General features: G+C 72.2%; 14 protein-coding genes. 8 read left to right on the plus strand and 6 right to left on the minus strand.

Annotation, left to right across the window (positions count from 1 at the left end):
* Positions 1-5: 5 nt before the first annotated feature.
* Positions 6-827: an RDD family protein gene (locus tag ABEA62_RS10715; protein WP_345380066.1), complete on the minus strand. Its 822-nt coding sequence runs from the start codon at positions 825-827 to the stop codon at positions 6-8.
* Between the two features lie 41 nt (positions 828-868).
* On the opposite strand from ABEA62_RS10715, the gene ABEA62_RS10720 reads away from it, so the two are divergent.
* Entirely contained in the window at positions 869-1,864 is a 996-nt protein-coding gene (locus ABEA62_RS10720; RefSeq protein WP_286215263.1) for a stage II sporulation protein M, read from the plus strand.
* 259 nt (positions 1,865-2,123) lie between these two features.
* Here ABEA62_RS10720 and ABEA62_RS10725 read toward each other — a convergent pair whose 3' ends face one another.
* Genes ABEA62_RS10725 through ABEA62_RS10745 form a run of 5 tightly spaced genes read right to left on the minus strand, consistent with a single transcriptional unit; the run spans position 2,124 to position 7,482 of the window.
* Positions 2,124-3,413: a DUF58 domain-containing protein gene (locus ABEA62_RS10725; RefSeq protein ID WP_286215215.1), complete on the minus strand. Its 1,290-nt coding sequence runs from the start codon at positions 3,411-3,413 to the stop codon at positions 2,124-2,126.
* A 1-nt stretch (position 3,414) separates the two neighbouring features.
* A complete protein-coding gene (locus tag ABEA62_RS10730) occupies positions 3,415-4,503 on the minus strand; it encodes an AAA family ATPase (protein WP_425558029.1) in 1,089 nt (362 codons plus the stop codon).
* Positions 4,500-5,702, minus strand: a complete 1,203-nt coding sequence (locus tag ABEA62_RS10735) for a DUF4350 domain-containing protein (RefSeq protein ID WP_286215216.1) — start codon at positions 5,700-5,702, stop codon at positions 4,500-4,502. Before ABEA62_RS10735 ends, ABEA62_RS10730 begins: the two co-directional genes overlap by 4 nt.
* A complete protein-coding gene (locus ABEA62_RS10740) occupies positions 5,699-6,364 on the minus strand; it encodes a DUF4129 domain-containing protein (protein WP_286215218.1) in 666 nt (221 codons plus the stop codon). Before ABEA62_RS10740 ends, ABEA62_RS10735 begins: the two co-directional genes overlap by 4 nt.
* Positions 6,361-7,482, minus strand: coding sequence for a hypothetical protein (locus tag ABEA62_RS10745; protein ID WP_286215219.1), 1,122 nt, complete (start codon positions 7,480-7,482; stop codon positions 6,361-6,363). The genes ABEA62_RS10740 and ABEA62_RS10745 overlap by 4 nt, the downstream gene beginning before the upstream one ends.
* 79 nt (positions 7,483-7,561) lie before the next feature.
* Between ABEA62_RS10745 and mtrA the strand changes: the two genes are divergently transcribed.
* The 7 genes from mtrA to secA all read left to right on the plus strand — a co-directional run bounded on the left by mtrA (position 7,562) and on the right by secA (position 17,155).
* Complete coding sequence (gene mtrA, locus ABEA62_RS10750) at positions 7,562-8,245, plus strand: MtrAB system response regulator MtrA (RefSeq protein ID WP_286215221.1); 684 nt, start codon at positions 7,562-7,564, stop codon at positions 8,243-8,245.
* The gene (mtrB, locus tag ABEA62_RS10755) at positions 8,242-9,879 is read left to right on the plus strand and encodes an MtrAB system histidine kinase MtrB (RefSeq protein ID WP_345380071.1); all 1,638 of its coding nucleotides are present in this window, start codon (positions 8,242-8,244) and stop codon (positions 9,877-9,879) included. The genes mtrA and mtrB overlap by 4 nt, the downstream gene beginning before the upstream one ends.
* Positions 9,876-11,603, plus strand: coding sequence for an LpqB family beta-propeller domain-containing protein (locus ABEA62_RS10760; protein ID WP_286215225.1), 1,728 nt, complete (start codon positions 9,876-9,878; stop codon positions 11,601-11,603). The genes mtrB and ABEA62_RS10760 overlap by 4 nt, the downstream gene beginning before the upstream one ends.
* A gap of 90 nt (positions 11,604-11,693) precedes the next feature.
* The gene (locus ABEA62_RS10765; protein ID WP_286215226.1) at positions 11,694-12,431 is read left to right on the plus strand and encodes a ComF family protein; all 738 of its coding nucleotides are present in this window, start codon (positions 11,694-11,696) and stop codon (positions 12,429-12,431) included.
* A gap of 127 nt (positions 12,432-12,558) precedes the next feature.
* On the plus strand, positions 12,559-13,251 hold the full coding sequence (gene hpf / locus ABEA62_RS10770) for a ribosome hibernation-promoting factor, HPF/YfiA family (RefSeq protein WP_345380075.1): 693 nt from the start codon (positions 12,559-12,561) through the stop codon (positions 13,249-13,251).
* A gap of 62 nt (positions 13,252-13,313) precedes the next feature.
* Complete coding sequence (locus tag ABEA62_RS10775) at positions 13,314-14,210, plus strand: DMT family transporter (protein ID WP_286215229.1); 897 nt, start codon at positions 13,314-13,316, stop codon at positions 14,208-14,210.
* Between the two features lie 47 nt (positions 14,211-14,257).
* Positions 14,258-17,155: a preprotein translocase subunit SecA gene (gene secA, locus ABEA62_RS10780; RefSeq protein ID WP_286215230.1), complete on the plus strand. Its 2,898-nt coding sequence runs from the start codon at positions 14,258-14,260 to the stop codon at positions 17,153-17,155.
* Positions 17,156-17,215 lie beyond the last annotated feature (60 nt).

Below are 17,215 nucleotides of genomic sequence, written 5' to 3' on the forward strand. Positions count from 1 at the left end.
GGAGGTTAGTCGGCGTCCGGGATGCCGAACGGCAGACGCCTCAGCGCCTCACCCTCGCTCGTCGAGCGCGCCATGCGGGCGCTCTCGATCCGCCACTCGCGGTCGCGTCGCTCGACCAGCACCGCGACCAGGAAGGCCTCGGGGTGGGTGCCCTGCGGCGGTGGGGGAGCGACGTGCGTCGCGACCTGCTGCGACAACAGCGTGCCGATGCGCACGCGCGACGGGGGGTGAATGCTGTCGACGCGCGCGAGGAACATGCGCGCGGTCAGCGCGAGGCCGTCGGGGAGGCGGGTGATGTCGGCGGTGCGCGCCCACTCGCCCAGGCCCACCGGCATCGCGAGGGTGGGCAACGCTCGCTTGGCCCCGCGCGTGCGCATCGCGTACGTGCCTGCCACGTAGTCGCCGATCCTCTTGCCGCGCGAGCCCAGGGCGGACACCGTCACGGCGAGCATGCCCGCGGTGCCGTAGACCTCGAGCACCGCCAGGAGGGCACGCGCGGTCGCGTGGCGGGCGCTCACGGGACCGCCGTCGTCGCGCACCACGCGCAGGCCCATCGCCCAGCGCCCCAGCGATCGCCCGCGCGAGAGCGTCTCGACCAGGACGGGCACGACCACGAGCCCCACCACCGTCCACGCGATGACGATCGCGCGCTGCCACGCGTCGTTGACGGCGGGCAACAGGTTGTCGAGCGCCGCGAACCCGGCGACCAGGAGCATCAGGGTCGCGACCATGTCGATCGCACCCGAGACCATGCGTAGTGGGACAGGCGCCGCGCCGGAGTCGAGCACGACTCCCTCGCCGATGAGGATTGAGTCCTCGTCCGTCATGGGCTCCCCCTGTTCCGTCTCTCCTGTGGCATCGTAGCGGCGTGGACATCGACTCCTTTGGCGCCGTTCGCGAGGCGCGCTGGACCAGGCTGCGCGAGCTCACTCGGGCACGCCGACTCACCGGCGCCGAGGCCGACGAGCTCACCCGCCTCTATCAGGCCACCGCCGGCGACCTCGCGACGGTGCGATCCTCCGCGCCCGAGCCGTCCGTCGTCTCGCGACTGTCCGTGCTGCTCGCCACCGCTCGCGTGTGGCTTACCGGCGCGCACACGACCTCGACCCGCGAGGGGGTCAGGTACCTCGTGTGGGGTCTGCCAGGGGCGCTCTACCGCGTGCGGTGGTGGGGGGTCGGGGTCACCGTGGCGGTCGTGGGACTCGCGTTCCTGTCGGGCTGGTGGACGCTCACGCATCCCGAGTCCCTCGAGCTGATCGGGCCGCCCGAGACGCGCGCGGCGATCGCCGAGCAGGAGTTCGCGAGCTACTACACGGAGTACGACTCGACGTCCTTCGCGGCGACGGTATGGACCAACAACGGCTGGCTCGCGGCGCAGTGCATCGCCTTCGGCATCACCGGCGTCTTCCCGCTCATCCTCATGTACAACACGGTCATCCAGCTGGGCGTCGCGGGGGCCGTCATGGCCGAGCATGGCGCGCTCGACGTGTTCTTCCAGCTCATCGCCCCGCACGGGCTGCTCGAGTTGTCCGCGGTGTTCGTGGCAGCGGGCACGGGGTTGCGCCTCTTCTGGACGATGCTCGTGCCGGGTCCGCGCCCGCGTGCACGTGCGCTCGCGGAGGAGGGGAGGGCGGCGATCGGTGTCGCGCTCGGCCTGGTGCTCGCGCTGTTTGCCTCGGGGTTGATCGAGGGCTACGTCACCGGCTCCGCGATGCCGTGGTGGCTCAAGATCGTGATCGGCGTGATCGCGGTGACGGCCTTCTGGATGTACATCTTCGTGGCCGGGCGCGTCGCGCACCGGGCGGGAGTGACCGGCGACTCCGAGGGCGACTTCGCGACCGATGAGGTGGCGCTGGCGGGATAGGCATCGTCCTCGCGCCGTCTCCTCCCGCCCCCGCCCCGCGGCTCCGCCACACGACTCCGCCACACGCCCCCACCCCGCGGCTCCGCCACACGCCCCCACCCCGCGGCTCCGCCACACGAGGCGGGCGGAAACGTGCGCAATCTGCGACTTCAGCTCGCGACTCGCCGACGACACGCCGACTGCTGTGTGGCGGAGCCGCGAAACGGTGTGGCGGAGCCGCGTTGGGAACAGTGCCGCGTTGGGCACAGCGCCGCGCTCGCTACAGCCGGCCCGCCGCCTTGAGGGCGAGATAGCGGTCGCACACCGCGGGAGCGAGGTCATCGGGGAGGGACAGCACGACCTCGGCTCCGAGCTGGCGCAGGCGCGTCGCCGCCGCCTCACGCTCGAGCATCGCGCGCGCGGCGGCCCCCGCGCCGTACGCCGCCTCCGCGTCCGAGCGATCCGCGAGCATCGCGCCCAGCTCGGGGTCCTCCACGGAGCCCACGAGCACCTGGTGTCGCTTCTGCAGCGCCGCGACCGCCTCGATCAGACCCGAGTCCATCGCCGAGGTATCGACGGTCGTGAGCAGCACCACGAGCGAGCGCTGGGAGACGCGGGACTGCACGAGCCTCACGAGAGCGGGCCAGTCGGGCTCGAGCAGGCTGGGCTCGACCGTCGCGAGCGCATCCGCGAGCTCGGCCATCAGCTGCGGCCCGCTCGACGCCGCGCGCGCCCTCTCGACGCGGTCGAAGGCCGTCGCCTGCACCCTGTCGCCCGCGTGCGATGCGAGCGCGCCCAGCAGCAGCGTGGCCTCGATCGAGGCATCGAGCCGAGGGGCGTCGCCCACCCGGGCGGCGGACAGCCGCGCGGTATCGAGAGCAATCACGACCCGGCGATCGCGCTCGGGGCGGTACGTGCGCACCACCACCTCGCCTCGACGCGCGGTGCCGCGCCAGTCGATGCTGCGGACGTCGTCGCCGATGACGTACTCGCGCAGCGAGTCGAACTCCGACCCCGCGCCCTTGAGGCGCACGGCCGTGCGGCCGTCGATCTCTCGCAACTGCACCAGTCGCGACGGCAGGTGGCGCCGCGACGCGAACTCGGGCAGTACCCGCACGTGGGCGGGCGCCTCGATCGACCGCTGGCGACCCGCGAGCCGCAGCGGGCCGTACGTGCGCACCGTCACCGCCCCCGCCTGGCGGTCGCCGCGGCGGGTGGGCCGGAGTATCGTCCCGAACGACTGCACCTCGCCGGGGGCGAGCGAAAAAGCGTGGCGGGTGGACGCGGCCCCCGCGGAGGGCTGCCACGCGTCACGCACCGCGCCCCGCACGCGGCGGCGGCCCAGGTTCGCGACGTCGAGCGTGGTGCGCACCGACTGCGAGAGCCTCACCGCGCCGGGCGCCTGTCGCCGCACACCCACGCGCGACGTGCGCGGAGCCATCCACACGTCGAGCAGCGCGAGCGCGACCACGCCGATGATCCACAGCCACGCGACATTGCGCGACTCGGCGAGCGCCGCGGGGATCGCCCCGAGCGCCGCGAGCGCGACGGTCCAACCGGTGATGTGCATGTCAGCGCGGCACGGGCACCGTGGTGAGCACAGACGTGAGCACGGACGTCGCGGTGACGCCCTCGAGCTCCGCCTCCGCGCGGATCCGCATGCGGTGAGCGAGCGTCCAGCCCGCGAGGGCCTTGACGTCGTCGGGGGAGACGTAGGTGCGCCCGCGCATCCACGCCCACGCGCGCGCGGTCGCCATGAGCGCCGTCGCGCCGCGAGGGGACACGCCGAGCGACACCGAGGGCGCCTCGCGCGTCGCGCGGCACAGGTCCACGATGTACCCGATGACGTCAGCCGAGATCTCCACCGAGGCCACCGCGGCGCGCGCCTGCTCGAGATCCGCGACCGATGCGACGGGAGCCAGGCCGGCGGCCGCGAGGTTGCGCGGGTCGAATCCAGCGGCGTGGCGCTGCAGCACGCTCGCCTCGGTCGCGCGGTCGGGAAGCGCGACGGGCAGCTTGAGCATGAAACGGTCCATCTGCGCCTCGGGCAGCGGGTAGGTGCCCTCGTACTCCACGGGGTTCTGGGTCGCGATCACGAGGAACGGGTCGGGGAGCTTGCGTGCCTCGCCATCCACCGTGACCTGACGCTCCTCCATCGCCTCGAGCAGCGCGGACTGCGTCTTGGGGGGCGTGCGGTTGATCTCGTCGGCCAGCATGAGGTTGGTGAACACGGGTCCCTCGCGGAACGAGAAGGCCGCCGTGCGCGCGTCGTAGACGAGCGAGCCGGTGACGTCTCCCGGCATGAGGTCGGGAGTGAACTGCACGCGCTTCGTGTCCATGTCGAGCGACGCGGCGAGCGCGCGCACGAGCAGCGTCTTCGCGACGCCGGGCACGCCCTCGAGCAGCACGTGGCCGCGGCACAGCAGCGCAATCACGAGTCCCGTGACGATCTGGTCCTGGCCCACGACCGCCTTGCCGACCTCGGTGCGCAGGCGTCCCAGCGCCTCGCGCGCGCCCGCCGACGGGTCGGGCGCGGGGGCGGGGGCCGGCACGGGCTCGTGTACGGGTGCGGACTCCTGCACGGGCTGGGGCGGCACGGGGGACGATGCCGGTGTGGCGGGAGCGGCTGCGTCGCCCTCGGGAGGGGTGGTGTCGGTCACGGTCGGTGAACCTCGCTTTCCAGTGCGTCGAGTTCGGAGATCAGGGTGAGGAGTGAGGCGTCGTCCGCCGGGGGCGGGCCGTACAGCAGCCGCTCAATGTCCGAGGTGGTGCGGCCGGTGGCGCGCGAGACGGCGGAGACCAGCGCCTCCCTGCCGTCCGCGCGTCCCACCCCGATCCTGCGGCCCATGCGCAGCGCGGCGGCCGCCCGCAGCGAGGCGGCGGCGCGCCCCGTGGCGCGGGCGCGGCGGTACAGGCGCGCGCGGCCGCGAGTGGCCTCGGAGGCGCGGACCACGACGGGCAGCGGCTCGCGCACGAGTGCGCCGAAGCGTCGCGCCTGCCAGAAGGCGGCGAGCAGCGCAGTGAGAGCGAGCGCGTAGATCGCGTTGCCGGTCCCTGGCGGAAGGAAGTCGGGGGTGGCCTCGACCTCGGTGGGCACCTCGCCATCGGTCCCGGAACCGGCCCACGTCAGCAGGCTCGGGTCGAGCCCGTCGGCGACGTACCAGACCACGTCGGGGTGGCGTCCGAGCGCGCGCACCGCGAGCGCGGCGTGACCGTGCTCCGCGAGAGCATCGTTGGTGACGAGCGCGGTCGAGGCGATGACCGTCACGGTGCGGCCGCCGTCATCGACGCGCGCGAACGCGGCGAGTCCGCCGCGCTGGACAAAGCACAGGTCGGAGCCGTCGTCGAGGGCCTCGAGCCCCCAGCCGTCGACGCGGACCGAGCCGGCGGCGATCGCGTCGGGGTCCTCGCACTGCGCCGCCGCGGTCTCGGGGAGCCCGACGATCTGCTCGCGAGCGGGCACCCCGAGCGCCTCGAGCGACTCGTCCGACGACCCCAGCAGCACCAAGTCGCCGGGGTAGTCAACCAGCGAGCCGAGCTGTCCCGTCGTGAGCAGATGGGGCTCGGCGATCACGACGGTGGTGGCGGCGGGGTCCGCGACGCGCGTCTGCGCGAGGCGGTCGACCTGGCGCACGGCGACCCCGTGATCGCGCAGGATCTGCGCGACCGCGCGTGTGCCCGTCGGCGTCGAGTTCTCGGTCGACAACGCCACGTAGTCGCCTGGGCGTGCGCCGATCGCGAGCGCGGCCACCAGCGCGACGAAGAGAATCAGCGCGACGATCCCCAGCTTGCCGCGACCGGCGCGCTCGCGCAGGCCGACCGGCGGAGGGGCGGTGCGGAACTCGGTCGCGGCGCTCATGCGCGCGCCTCGCTGGTCGCGCCGCTGGCGGAGTCGGCCGTGTCGAGGGTGCGGCGCACGTGCGCGCAGGCGACCCACGTCTCGCGCACGTGCGCGTACGTCTCGGCGCTCGCCCCGACATGGCCGTAGCGGATGCCGTCGAACGCGTCCGCGTCGTCGCCCACCCTGCTCGCGATCGTAGGCACCGCCGCGCCGGCCTGGGTCGCGGCCTCGTGAGCCGTGAGGCCCGGCGTGAGCGCGATGATGTCGCGCTCCGCGAGGCGACGGATGAGCGCGCGGTACATGTCGAGCGTCGCGGCGGCCCACTCCCCGGCGGCGGCCGCGGCCTCCGCGGACCGGCCCAGGGCATCGGCCGTCCTGTCGTCCTCGAACAACCCGTCCTCCGCGACTGCGCGGCGCGACCGGCGGAGGGGCCCCACGACGAGCCACACGACGAGCGCGATGAGGCCGGCGCCCACGAGGATCGCGATGATGGTCCCCGTCGACCCGAGAGCACCGCCCACGCCGTTTCCGAAGTCGTCGAACGCGCGCATGAGCCAGTCCCAGAACTTGGCGAGCCAGGACTCTCCGCCGCGCGTGTACTCGTCCTTCGCGAGTTCCTCTTCCGCCCAGCGTCTGGCGGTGTCCGCGTCCGGCAGGAGCGGTGGGGTGTCGATGCTCACGCGCGACGAGCCTCCGCCGCCTGGGCGAGCGTGAGGTCAAAGCCCTCGTGGCGGATCCTCAGGTCGATCATGAGCAGCGTGAACAGCGAACCCAGGTACGAGTACGTGAGCACGTACGACACGACCAACGACAGGCCCGTGATGAGGAAGAACGCGATGCCCAGGAGCACCATGTTGTCGGGCGCGAACAGCGAGACGATGACCGCGCCGAAGCTGCCCACCTGCTGCAGCACCCCGGAGACGAGGCCGATGAGCGCCGCGGCGACGAACACGACCAGCAACGCCCACCAGAAGCGCCCGCGCAGCAGCCCGATCGTGCGGCGGATGGCCGCGACGGCGCCGCGCTTCTCGAGCACCACGATGGGTCGCGCGATGCCTCCGACGGTGGTGATGATCACGCCCGTCGGGAAGGCCACCAGCACGAGCAGCACCACGCCGAGGGCAATCAGCCCTGGTTCCTCGGTGGCGGCGGCGATGAAGAACGGCGCGATCGCGATCCCGATCACCACGAGCAACGAGAGCGTTGCGAACAGGTAGAGCAAGAGCAGGGAGCCGATGCGGGGGCGCAGCACCTTCCAGGCCTCGGCGATGCGGATCTTCTCGCCGAGCGCGCCGCGCGCGACGCCGGGTGCGACGATCGCGCTCGAGAAGACGTCGGCGAGCAGCGCGGCGATCACGGCGACCACGATCACGACCACCGTGGTGGGGCTGATCGAGTTGAACTGGGAGAACGGGTCGAGCAGTCCGAGCGAGGGATCCGTGAAGAGCAGCCACATCGCGGCGGACATCAGCACGGTCGCGCCGAGCGTCAGCAGCAGGGGGCCGCCCACGATGACGCCGCGGTTGAAGCGCATCGCCTTGAACGGCAGCGCGAGCAGGTCCCCGAAGTTCAGCGGCCGCAGCGGCATGAATCCGGGCTGCCACGAGGCGAAGGTGGGGGTGGCGAACGCGGGTTGCGGCGCATAGGCGGGCGGCGGAGGCGCCGCGGGCGAGGCGCCGGAGTAGGGGGCCGATGCCATGGGCGGGACCGCGGCCGGCGGCGGCATCGGTGGGGCCGGCGGCGCGCCCTCGACGGGTGCCGGCGCGGCCCACGCGACCGCGTCTTCGCGCTGCTCCATGACGTCCTCCCAGGTCCGGTCCCGCCCATCTTGCCACGCGCCTGACGGCGTCTCGTGAGCCGCTCGGCATAATGGGGACATGACGGCAAAAATCCTGGTGGTCGACGATGACCCGGCGGTGGCGGAGATGCTCGGCATCGTGCTGCGCGGTGACGGATTCGAGACGGTGTTCTGCGACCACGGCGACGAGGCGGTGGCGGCCTTCCGGGCGACCAATCCCGACGTCATCCTGCTCGACCTGATGTTGCCGGGACGGTCGGGAATCGACATCTGCCGCGAGATCCGCGCGGAGTCGGGTGTGCCGATCATCATGCTCACCGCCAAGTCAGACACCGTCGACGTGGTCCTGGGCCTCGAGTCGGGCGCGGACGACTACGTGCCGAAGCCGTTCAAGCCGCGTGAGTTGATCGCACGCGTGCGGGCGCGACTGCGCCGCAACGACAACGCGACTCCCGCGGTGGTGCGCGTCGCGGACCTCGAGATCGACGTCACGGGCCACCGCGTGACGCGCGACGGCGAGATGATTCCGCTGACGCCGCTCGAGTTCGACGTGCTGGTCACGCTCGCGCGCAGCCCGGGCCAGGTGTTCACGCGCGAGGTGCTCCTCGAGGACGTGTGGGGATACCGCCACGCCGCCGACACGCGGCTGGTCAACGTCCACATTCAGCGTCTGCGCGCCAAGGTCGAGCGCGACCCCGAGAACCCCGAGATCATCGTGACCGTGCGCGGCGTGGGCTACAAGGCCGGTGGCGTCGGGTCGTGAGGCTCAGCGCGCGCTCCGTGTGGGCGAACCTCGCCCGGGGCCCGCGGCGCGTGTGGCGCAGGTTCCGCGGCTCGATCCTGCTACGCGTGGTGGCGACCACCACGGTGTTGGGTCTGGGTGCCGTGGTCGTGATCGGCGCGGTGATCTCGACGGAGATCCGCGACGGCCTGGTGCAGACCCGCGTCGATCGCATCCTGTCGGAGACCGCGCGCGACGCCGCGGGCGCGACGGCCAACGTTGAGGCCTCGACCGCGGAGAGCCCTGGCGACCTCCAGCAACTCGTCTACGACCTGCTTGACGGCCTGGGCACGCTCGGCGGCAACACGCGCGGGTTGGTGCTGCTGCGTGACCCGGCGAACACGTCCGGGGTGCTGTTGTCGACCCCCGTGTCCTCGACCGAGTTGGTGAGCGTCATCAGCGCGCAGATCCGCGCGTCCGTCGAGAGCGGCGCGGCGCAGTCCTGGCAGTTCGTCGCGATGCCCGAGACGGGCGAACCCGGGGTCGTGGTGGGCGTGCCGTTCGAGATTCGCGGGGCGGGCGAGTACGAGCTGTACTTCGTGTACTCGCTCGCGGACGAACAGGCGACGCTCGGCCTCATCCAGCGAATCCTCGGAGGCGGCGCCGCGGGGCTCATGGCGCTGCTCGCGGTCCTCACCTTCCAGGTGACACGGCAGACGGTGCGGCCCGTGCGCCAGGCGGCGCGCGTCGCGTCGCGTCTCGCGGAGGGCATCCTCAGCGAGCGCATGACCGTGCGGGGTCAGGACGAGATGGCGACGCTCGCGCGCACCTTCAACGAGATGGCCGAGTCGCTGCAGCGCCAGATCACGCGCATGGAGGAGCTGTCGAGGCTGCAGAGGCGGTTCGTGTCCGACGTCTCTCACGAGCTGCGCACCCCACTGACCACCATCCGCATGGCCTCGGACGTGCTGCACGATGCGCGCGAGGACTTTCCCCCCGAGGTCGCCCGCTCGGCGGAGCTGCTCAACACGCAGATCGACCGCTTCGAGTCGCTGCTGGCGGATCTCCTGGAGATCTCGCGCATCGACGCGGGTGCGGCCCAGCTCGAGTTCGACGACATGTCCCTCGCTGACGTGGTGCGCGACCAGGTGGAGGCGATGGTGCCCGCGGCGCGCCGCCAGGGCGTCGAACTGCGGCTGTGGGTGGCGTCCGGATCGCACACCGCCTCGATGGACCGGCCCCGGGTGGCGAGGATCATCCGCAACCTGCTGTCCAACGCGATCGAGCACGCGCAGCGGCGGCCCGTCGACATCGTGGTGTCGTCCTCGACGCGCACCGTCGCCGTCGTGGTCCGTGACTACGGGATCGGGCTCACGCCCCAGCAGGCGCAGCGGGTATTCGACCGCTTCTGGCGTGCCGACTCGGCTCGCGCGCGCACGATGGGCGGCACGGGGCTCGGCCTGTCCATCGCGCGCGAGGACGCGCAGCTTCACGGCGGCAAGCTCGAGGCGTGGGGCTTGCCGGGCAAGGGCGCGAGCTTCCGCCTCCAGCTGCCGCGCACGTCGCGCGGCCTGGGTCAGGACCCGCCGCTGCCGCTCGTCATCGCGGAGCTCGACTACGGCACCATCGCGCGGCGCATCCCGGTCGAGGGAGAGCGTAGGGAGGTCGCACCGTGAACATCCGTCTCGCCGCGCTGTGCGCGGCCGTCGCGCTCGCGCTCGGGGCATGCGCCTCGATTCCCACCACGGGTCCCGTCAACGAGGGCAGCGGCGAGGTCGAGGGCGCCGAGCCCTTCGTGCCCTTCGCGGAGGGTCCCCGGCCCGGTGACGGCGTCAACGCGATCGTGTCGGGCTTCATCCGCGCCTCTGCGGCGGGATTCGCCTCGGACTTCTCCGTCGCCAGGGAGTACCTCACCGCCGAGGCCAGCGCCGAGTGGGACCCGGTCGCGCGCATCACGGTCTTCGATTCCGGCGCGCTAACCCCCGACTACGACGAGGCCGCGGGGCGCGTCACCTACGCGGTGCCCGTCGCCGCGTGGATCGACGATGCGGGTCGCATGGTCGAGGCCGAGGCCGAGACCCAGACCACGCTCGAGTTCCAGGTCACGCAGGACGACTCGGGAGAGTGGCGCATCTCGAACCTGGAGGATGGCGCGCTGCTCGCCGAGGCCACCTTCAACCGCGTCTTCCTCTCCGTGCCGCTGATCTTCACCTCTCAGGACCTCACGACCGCGGTGCCGGAACAGCGCTGGCTGCCGCAGTCGAATGTCGCGACGTGGGCGGCACGCGAACTCGTCGCCGGACCGTCGCCGTGGCTCACGAACGCGGTCCATACGGGCTTCCCGGCGGGGTCCGCGCTGCAGGTCGACTCGGTCGTGGTGACCGAGGGGCTCGCGCGGGTCCAGCTCACCGCGCAGTCCGCGGGGAGCCTCGAGGACCGCGCGCTCGCCGAGCAGCAGCTCCGCCTCACGCTGTCGGCCCTGCCGGGGGTGCGCGATGTCGAGGTGACGGCCGGTGGCGTGCCGCTCGTCGCGGAACCCTCCGACACCCTCGCGCGCGAGCCCGTCCCCGAGAGCGTCGCCGCGGTCTTCGTGCAGGGACGCCTGGGCATGTGGGACGGCGACGACATGTGGGCCGTGCCCGCGGAGCGCGGCGCGCTGCCGGCGGGTGCGAATGCGCTCGCCACGTCCTACTCGGGCACCAGGGTGGCCTTCCGCCTGGGCGACTCGAGCATCGTCACCACGGACGCCCTCACGGGCGGCACGGACACCCTCGAGCCGTACGACCCCGAGGCCGCGGTCCCCGACGTCGCGATGGACGTGTCGACCGTGATCGAGGGCGAGGAACTGTTGCCGCCGAGCTTCGACCGTCACGGGTGGCTGTGGACCGGCGAGCGATCGCTGCCGGAGACCATCACCGTGGCCGCCCCCGGCGCGGATCCGATCACCCTCGAGGCGCGGTGGCTCGCGGGCCGTACCGTGCTCGAGATGGTGCCGTCGCGTGACGGCGCGCGAGTGCTGGTCGTGTCGCGAGCCGGCGCGCAGACGGTGGTCGAGGTCGCCGCGGTGGTGCGATCGCAGGACGGCGCTCCGCTCAGCGTGGGCGAGCCGCTGAGGATCGGCGCGAACATCGGGGTGGTGGTCGACGCGATCTGGGTCGACGACGTCTCGGTCGCCCTGCTGGGCAGCAGCGATGGCGCGGACTCCACGCCGCTGTGGGTCGTGTCGGTGGGAGGCCGGACCACGCAGGACGCGGCCGTGCCGGACGCGGTCGCGATCTCGGCGCGCCACGGCGACCGGTCCATCACGCTCGTGTCGGCGGATGGCACGGTGCGCGAGCGCGCGGGCACCGGCTGGTCCGGGGTGGGTTCGGGCGTCTCCGAGCTCGCGTACGCCGGCTGACCGGTGTCCCCGGCCCGGCTCGAGCGGGCTGGCATCCACAGCAGGGACGATGCTGGGGCTCCGGCGCGCGCGCCCCGGCACCCTCGAGGGGTGGAGGGCAGGCCGCCGGGACCGCTCGCGCGCGTGGCGCGCCTCGTGGTGCCCGTCGAGTGCCCCGGCTGCGGGCTGCCCGACGTGAAGTGGTGCGAGGAGTGCGAGTCGCAGTGGTGGGAAGAACCGCTGCGCTGCGACAGCGGTGCCCCGCGGCTCGGTGCCCTCGCGCCGCGCCTGCCCGTGTGGTCCGTCACCGAACTCGACGGCCCGGCGCACGCGCTGATCGGCGCGTGGAAGGACGCGGGCAGGCGCGACCTCGCGCGGCTGTTTGAGCCCGCGATGGCAAGGGCGGCGGCGCGGATCGCTCCCGCGCTCGCCGCGGTCGGTGGCGTCGACCGGTGGTGCGTCGTGCCGTGCCCGGCACGCGCCGCGCACACGCGCTCGCGCGGCGCGAACCTGCCGCTCGGTCTCGCGCGCGCCGCGGCGGCCGGCCTGGAGGCCGCGGGAGTGCGGGTGAGCGTCGCGGATGTGCTCGCCCCCAGCCGCGGCTCGTCGCGCGGTGCGGGGGACAGGGGACGATGGCGAGCGGGCGGCGCCGCGCTGCGCCGGGGTGCCGACCGCGAGGGCGTGGCGCCGGTGGTACTCGTCGACGACGTCCTCACCACGGGTGCCACCCTGGCGCGGGCCGCGCGGGCGTTGGGCGCGTCCGGGCTGGTGCCCGTGGCGGGCATCGTGCTTGCCTCCGCGCCCGGCCCGACGAGGTGGCGCGACCGCCCTCCGGGCGCGCTACTGTAGGAGTTCCAGGACGACGACCGTCGTACACCTTCCAGGCGAGGAGGTGATGCCGCAGGCGCGAGAAGCGCCGCCGCCCCTTGCCCCCTGGCCCGCACAGGGCCACCGCGACAGTGAAGGAGTTTTCGTCATGGAAATCGCCATCGTCGGACGGCACACCAAGGTCTCCGAGGACATGCGCCAGAAGATCTTCGAGAAGATGGAGAAGGTCGAGGCGCTCGCCCCCCGCGCGACGCGTGCCGACGTGCATGTGGTCCATGAGAGGAACCCCAAGCACGCGAGCGACCGCGAGCGCGTCGAGATCACGGTCCACGGCCCTGGCGTCGTGCGCGCCGAGTCCGCCGCGGAGGACCGATACATCGCGCTGGACGGCGCCATGCAGAAGCTGGTCGAGCAGCTGCGCAAGATGCATGAGCGCAAGGTGCACCGCCACCAGGGCAAGACGGGCCTGCACAGCGTGCCGCCCGTGCCCGCGGTGCCGCCGTCCGGAGCGCCCGCCGGGACGCCCGCCGAGCCGGAGGCGCTCGCGAGCGCCGAGGCATGGGAGGGCGCCCCTGAGGGATCGCACCGCGAGATTCCGATCGACGGCACCCCCATCGTCATCCGCTCGAAGCGCCACAGCGCCGCGCCGATGAGCGTGGCTGAGGCGATCGACCAGATGGAACTCGTCGGTCACGACTTCTTCCTGTTCCACGACTCCGAGTCTGGGCTTGCGTCCGCCGTCTACCGGCGCCGCGGGTGGACCTACGGCGTCATCCACCTGTCGCAGACCGCCGAAGGCGAGGCAGACTCTGAGGCGGAGGACGAGCGCGAGAGCGCATAACTGACGCGGCCGGGCCGCATCCGAGTCATCCGCGGGCGCACGCGCCCCGCTAGATTTCTCGGGTGCGGCCCCGCCATTTCTCCTTCGTGGTCCTCGCGGCCACGCTGTGGGGCACCGGGGGCGCGCTTGGACACGCGCTGGCGCGTGACTCCGCCGTGCCCTCGGTCGCGGTCGCGATGTGGCGCATCCTGCTCGCCGGCCTCGTTCTTGCCGCCGTGCTGCAGGTGCTGGGGCGGCTGCGGCTGCGCGCCGTGACGCCCGCCATGTGGCGGCGCGCGGCGGTCATGGCTGTCTTCCTCGCGGTCTTCCAGGCGGCCTACTTCGCGGCGGTGGATCGTGCCGGAGTGGGCCTCGCGACCATGGTGACCATCGGCTCCTCGCCCCTCGCGGTGGCGGCCTTTGACGTCGTGGTGCGGCGGCATCGTCCCTCTGCTCGCACGGTCGCCGCGCTCGCGCTCGCCCTCGCGGGACTCGTGGCCCTCACGGGCGGCGCCGCGGAGGCCGGAGGCGGAAGTCACGCGATCGCGGGCGTGGGGCTCGCGCTGGTGGCCGGCGGGGCCTTCGCCGGGGTGTCGATCGTGGCCTCGGCTGCGGTGCCCGAGTGGGGAGGCGCGCGCCTCACGGCGGTCGCGTTCACGGGCGGCGGCCTCACCCTCCTTCCCCTCGCGCTCGCGACCGGCTGGGGCGTCCCGTCGAGCACGACGGGATGGGTCCTTGTGGGCGCGCTCGCGGTGATCGCCACGGCGATTCCCCACGCGCTCTTCAACGCGGGATTGGCGACCGTGCCGGCCGTCATCGCGACCATCGTCGCGCTGCTCGAGCCCCTGGTTGCCGCCGTCATTGGCGTGGTCGCGTTCTCCGAATCCCTGGGTCCGTGGCAGATCGTAGGCGCGCTCGCGCTCGGATCGCCTGTCGTGGTGTTGCGCCCTCAGCGAGACGCGCCGGTACCCCTCGCCTGACCGCCTACGATGGTCGGGGACCAAACTCGGAGAACGAGGAGCGCAAGGTGGCATTGATCGACCGCATCATCCGGATGGGCGAGGGGCGTGAACTGCGCCGTCTCCAGAAGGTGGTGACACTCACCAACGGCCTCGAGGACGCGTACCAGGAGCTCTCCGACGAGGACCTGCGCGCGTTGACCGACGAGTTCAAGCAGCGTCGCAGCGACGGTGAGACCCTCGAGGCGCTGATGCCCGAGGCATTCGCCGCCGTGCGCGAGGCCTCGCGCCGCACGCTCGGCCTGCGCCACTTCGACGTCCAGATCATGGGCGGCGGCGCCCTCCACCACGGCAACATCGCCGAGATGAAGACCGGTGAGGGCAAGACCCTCGTCGCGACGCTGCCCGCGTACCTCAACGCGCTCGACGGCAAGGGCGTGCACATCGTCACCGTCAACGACTACCTCGCGAGCTACCAGTCGGAGCTCATGGGGCGCGTGTTCCGCTTCCTGGGCCTCACCACCGGGTGCATCGTCGCCAACCAGACTCCCGAGGTGCGCAGGCGCCAGTACGAGGCCGACATCACGTACGGCACCAACAACGAGTTCGGCTTCGACCACCTGCGCGACAACATGGCGCTGCAGCCGTCGCAGCTCGTGCAGCGCGGCTACCACTTCGCGATCGTCGACGAGGTCGACTCGATCCTCATCGACGAGGCGCGCACGCCGCTCATCGTCTCCGGTCCCGCGTCGGGCGACAACAACCGCTGGTACGTCGAGTTCGCGCGGCTCGTGGGCGAGCTCGAGGCCGAGGTCGACTACGAGGTCGAGGAGAAGAAGCGCGCCGTGGGCGTGCTCGAGCCCGGCATCGACAAGATCGAGAAGGCGCTCGGCATCGAGAACCTCTACGACCCCGCCAACACGCCGCTGATCGGCTTCCTCAACAACGCCATCAAGGCCAAGGAGCTGTTCCGCCGCGACCGCGACTACGTGGTGCAGAACGGCGAGGTCGACATCGTCGACGAGCACACGGGCCGCCTGCTCAAGGGCCGCCGCTACTCGGAGGGCCTCCACCAGGCGATCGAGGCCAAGGAGCGCGTGCCGATCAAGGCGGAGAACCAGACCTACGCGTCGATCACGCTGCAGAACTACTTTCGCCTGTACGACAAGCTCGCGGGCATGACCGGTACCGCGCAGACCGAGGCGGCGGAGCTGCACTCGACGTACGGCATGGGCGTCATCCCGATCCCCACCAACCGGCCGATGATTCGCGAGGACAAGTCGGACCTGCTGTACAAGTCCGAGAAGGCCAAGTACGACGCGGTGATCGAGGACATCCTCGAGCGCAACGCGAAGGGCCAGCCCGTGCTCGTGGGCACCGTCTCCGTCGAGAAGTCGGAGACGCTCTCGAAGGAGCTGCGCAAGCGCGGCATCCAGCACACGGTGCTCAACGCGAAGCAGCACGAGAAGGAGGCGGCGATCGTCGCCGAGGCGGGCCGCAAGGGCGCCGTGACGGTCGCCACCAACATGGCCGGCCGCGGTACCGACATCATGCTCGGTGGCAATCCCGAGTTCCGTGCCGTCGCGCAGATGCAGGAGCGCGGGCTCGACCCGCACGAGAACCCCGAGGAGTACGAGCGCGCCTGGAAGGACGTGTTCGCGCAGGCGCAGGCCGACGTCGAGACCGAGCGCGAGGAGGTGCTCGAGGCGGGCGGCCTGTACGTGCTCGGCACCGAGCGTCACGAGTCGCGCCGCATCGACAACCAGCTGCGCGGACGCTCGGGACGCCAGGGCGACCCCGGCGAGAGCCGGTTCTACCTGTCGCTCGAGGACGACCTCATGCGCATGTTCCAGTCGGGACTCGCGGCGTCCGTCATGAACTCCGCGGCGCTGCCCGACGACCTTCCGATCGAGTCGAAGGTGCTCACGCGCGGCGTGCGCAGCGCGCAGGCGCAGATCGAGGGTCGCAACCACGAGATCCGCAAGAACATCCTCAAGTACGACGACGTCCTCAACTCGCAGCGTCACATCATCTTCGCCGAGCGCCGCCGCGTGCTCGACGGCGAGGACCTGCGCGACCAGATGCTGGGCTTCGTGGACGATGTCGTGGGCGGCTACGTGCGTGCGTCGACCCTGGTGGGCTCGCCCGACGAGTGGGACCTCGAGGCGCTGTGGCGCGACCTGCGCACCGTGTACCCCGTGTCCCTCACGATCGACGAGGTCGTCGAAGAGGCCGGCGACCTGTCCGGTCTCTCGACGGCCTTCTTGGAGCGCGAGATCAAGGCCGATGCCCGGCTCCAGTACGACCTCGTCGAGCAGAAGCTGGGCGAGAGCGTCATGCGTCAGGTCGAGCGCCAGGTGCTGCTGCAGGTCCTCGACTTCAAGTGGCGCGAGCACCTCTACGAGATGGACTACCTCAAGGAGGGAATCGGGCTGCGCGCGATGGGCCAGCGCGACCCCCTCATCGAGTACCAGCGCGAGGGCTACGGTCTCTTCGAGTCGATGACCGAGGCGATCAAGGAGCAGGCCGTCTCGATCCTGTACCGGGTCGAGAAGCGCGAGGCGCAGCCGCAGCAGGGCGTGACGGCGGATTCCGCGGCTCAGACCCCGCAGGCGGCGCAGACGGCTCAGGCGCAGCGCCAGGGTGCCGCGAGCCCCGCGCCGCGGGCGCCCGGCGGTGGCGCGGCGACGGTGCCTGGCCCAGCGGGGCAGCGACTGGTCGCCACGCCGGCCACCGGCTCGGTGGGCGGTCCCGTCCAGGCGAACATGGGTGCGCTGACGTTCTCGGGCCCGTCTCAGGACGGCACCGGAACGGCGAAGGTCGCGAAGCCCGCCGCGTCGGGTTCGAAGCCCTGGGAGGACGGCCGCGTCTTTGAGGGCGCGGGCAAGAACTCGCCGTGCCCGTGCGGTTCGGGTCGCAAGTACAAGATGTGCCACGGCAAGAACGACGAGAACGCGGAGCTGTAGCCCCGCTTCTCACCCGCGACAGGGCGGCGCTCCTTCCACCGGAGTGCCGCCCTGTCGCGT

Origin of the sequence: Demequina sediminis, assembly GCF_039545075.1 — a bacterium.
GTDB lineage: Bacteria > Actinomycetota > Actinomycetes > Actinomycetales > Demequinaceae > Demequina > Demequina sediminis.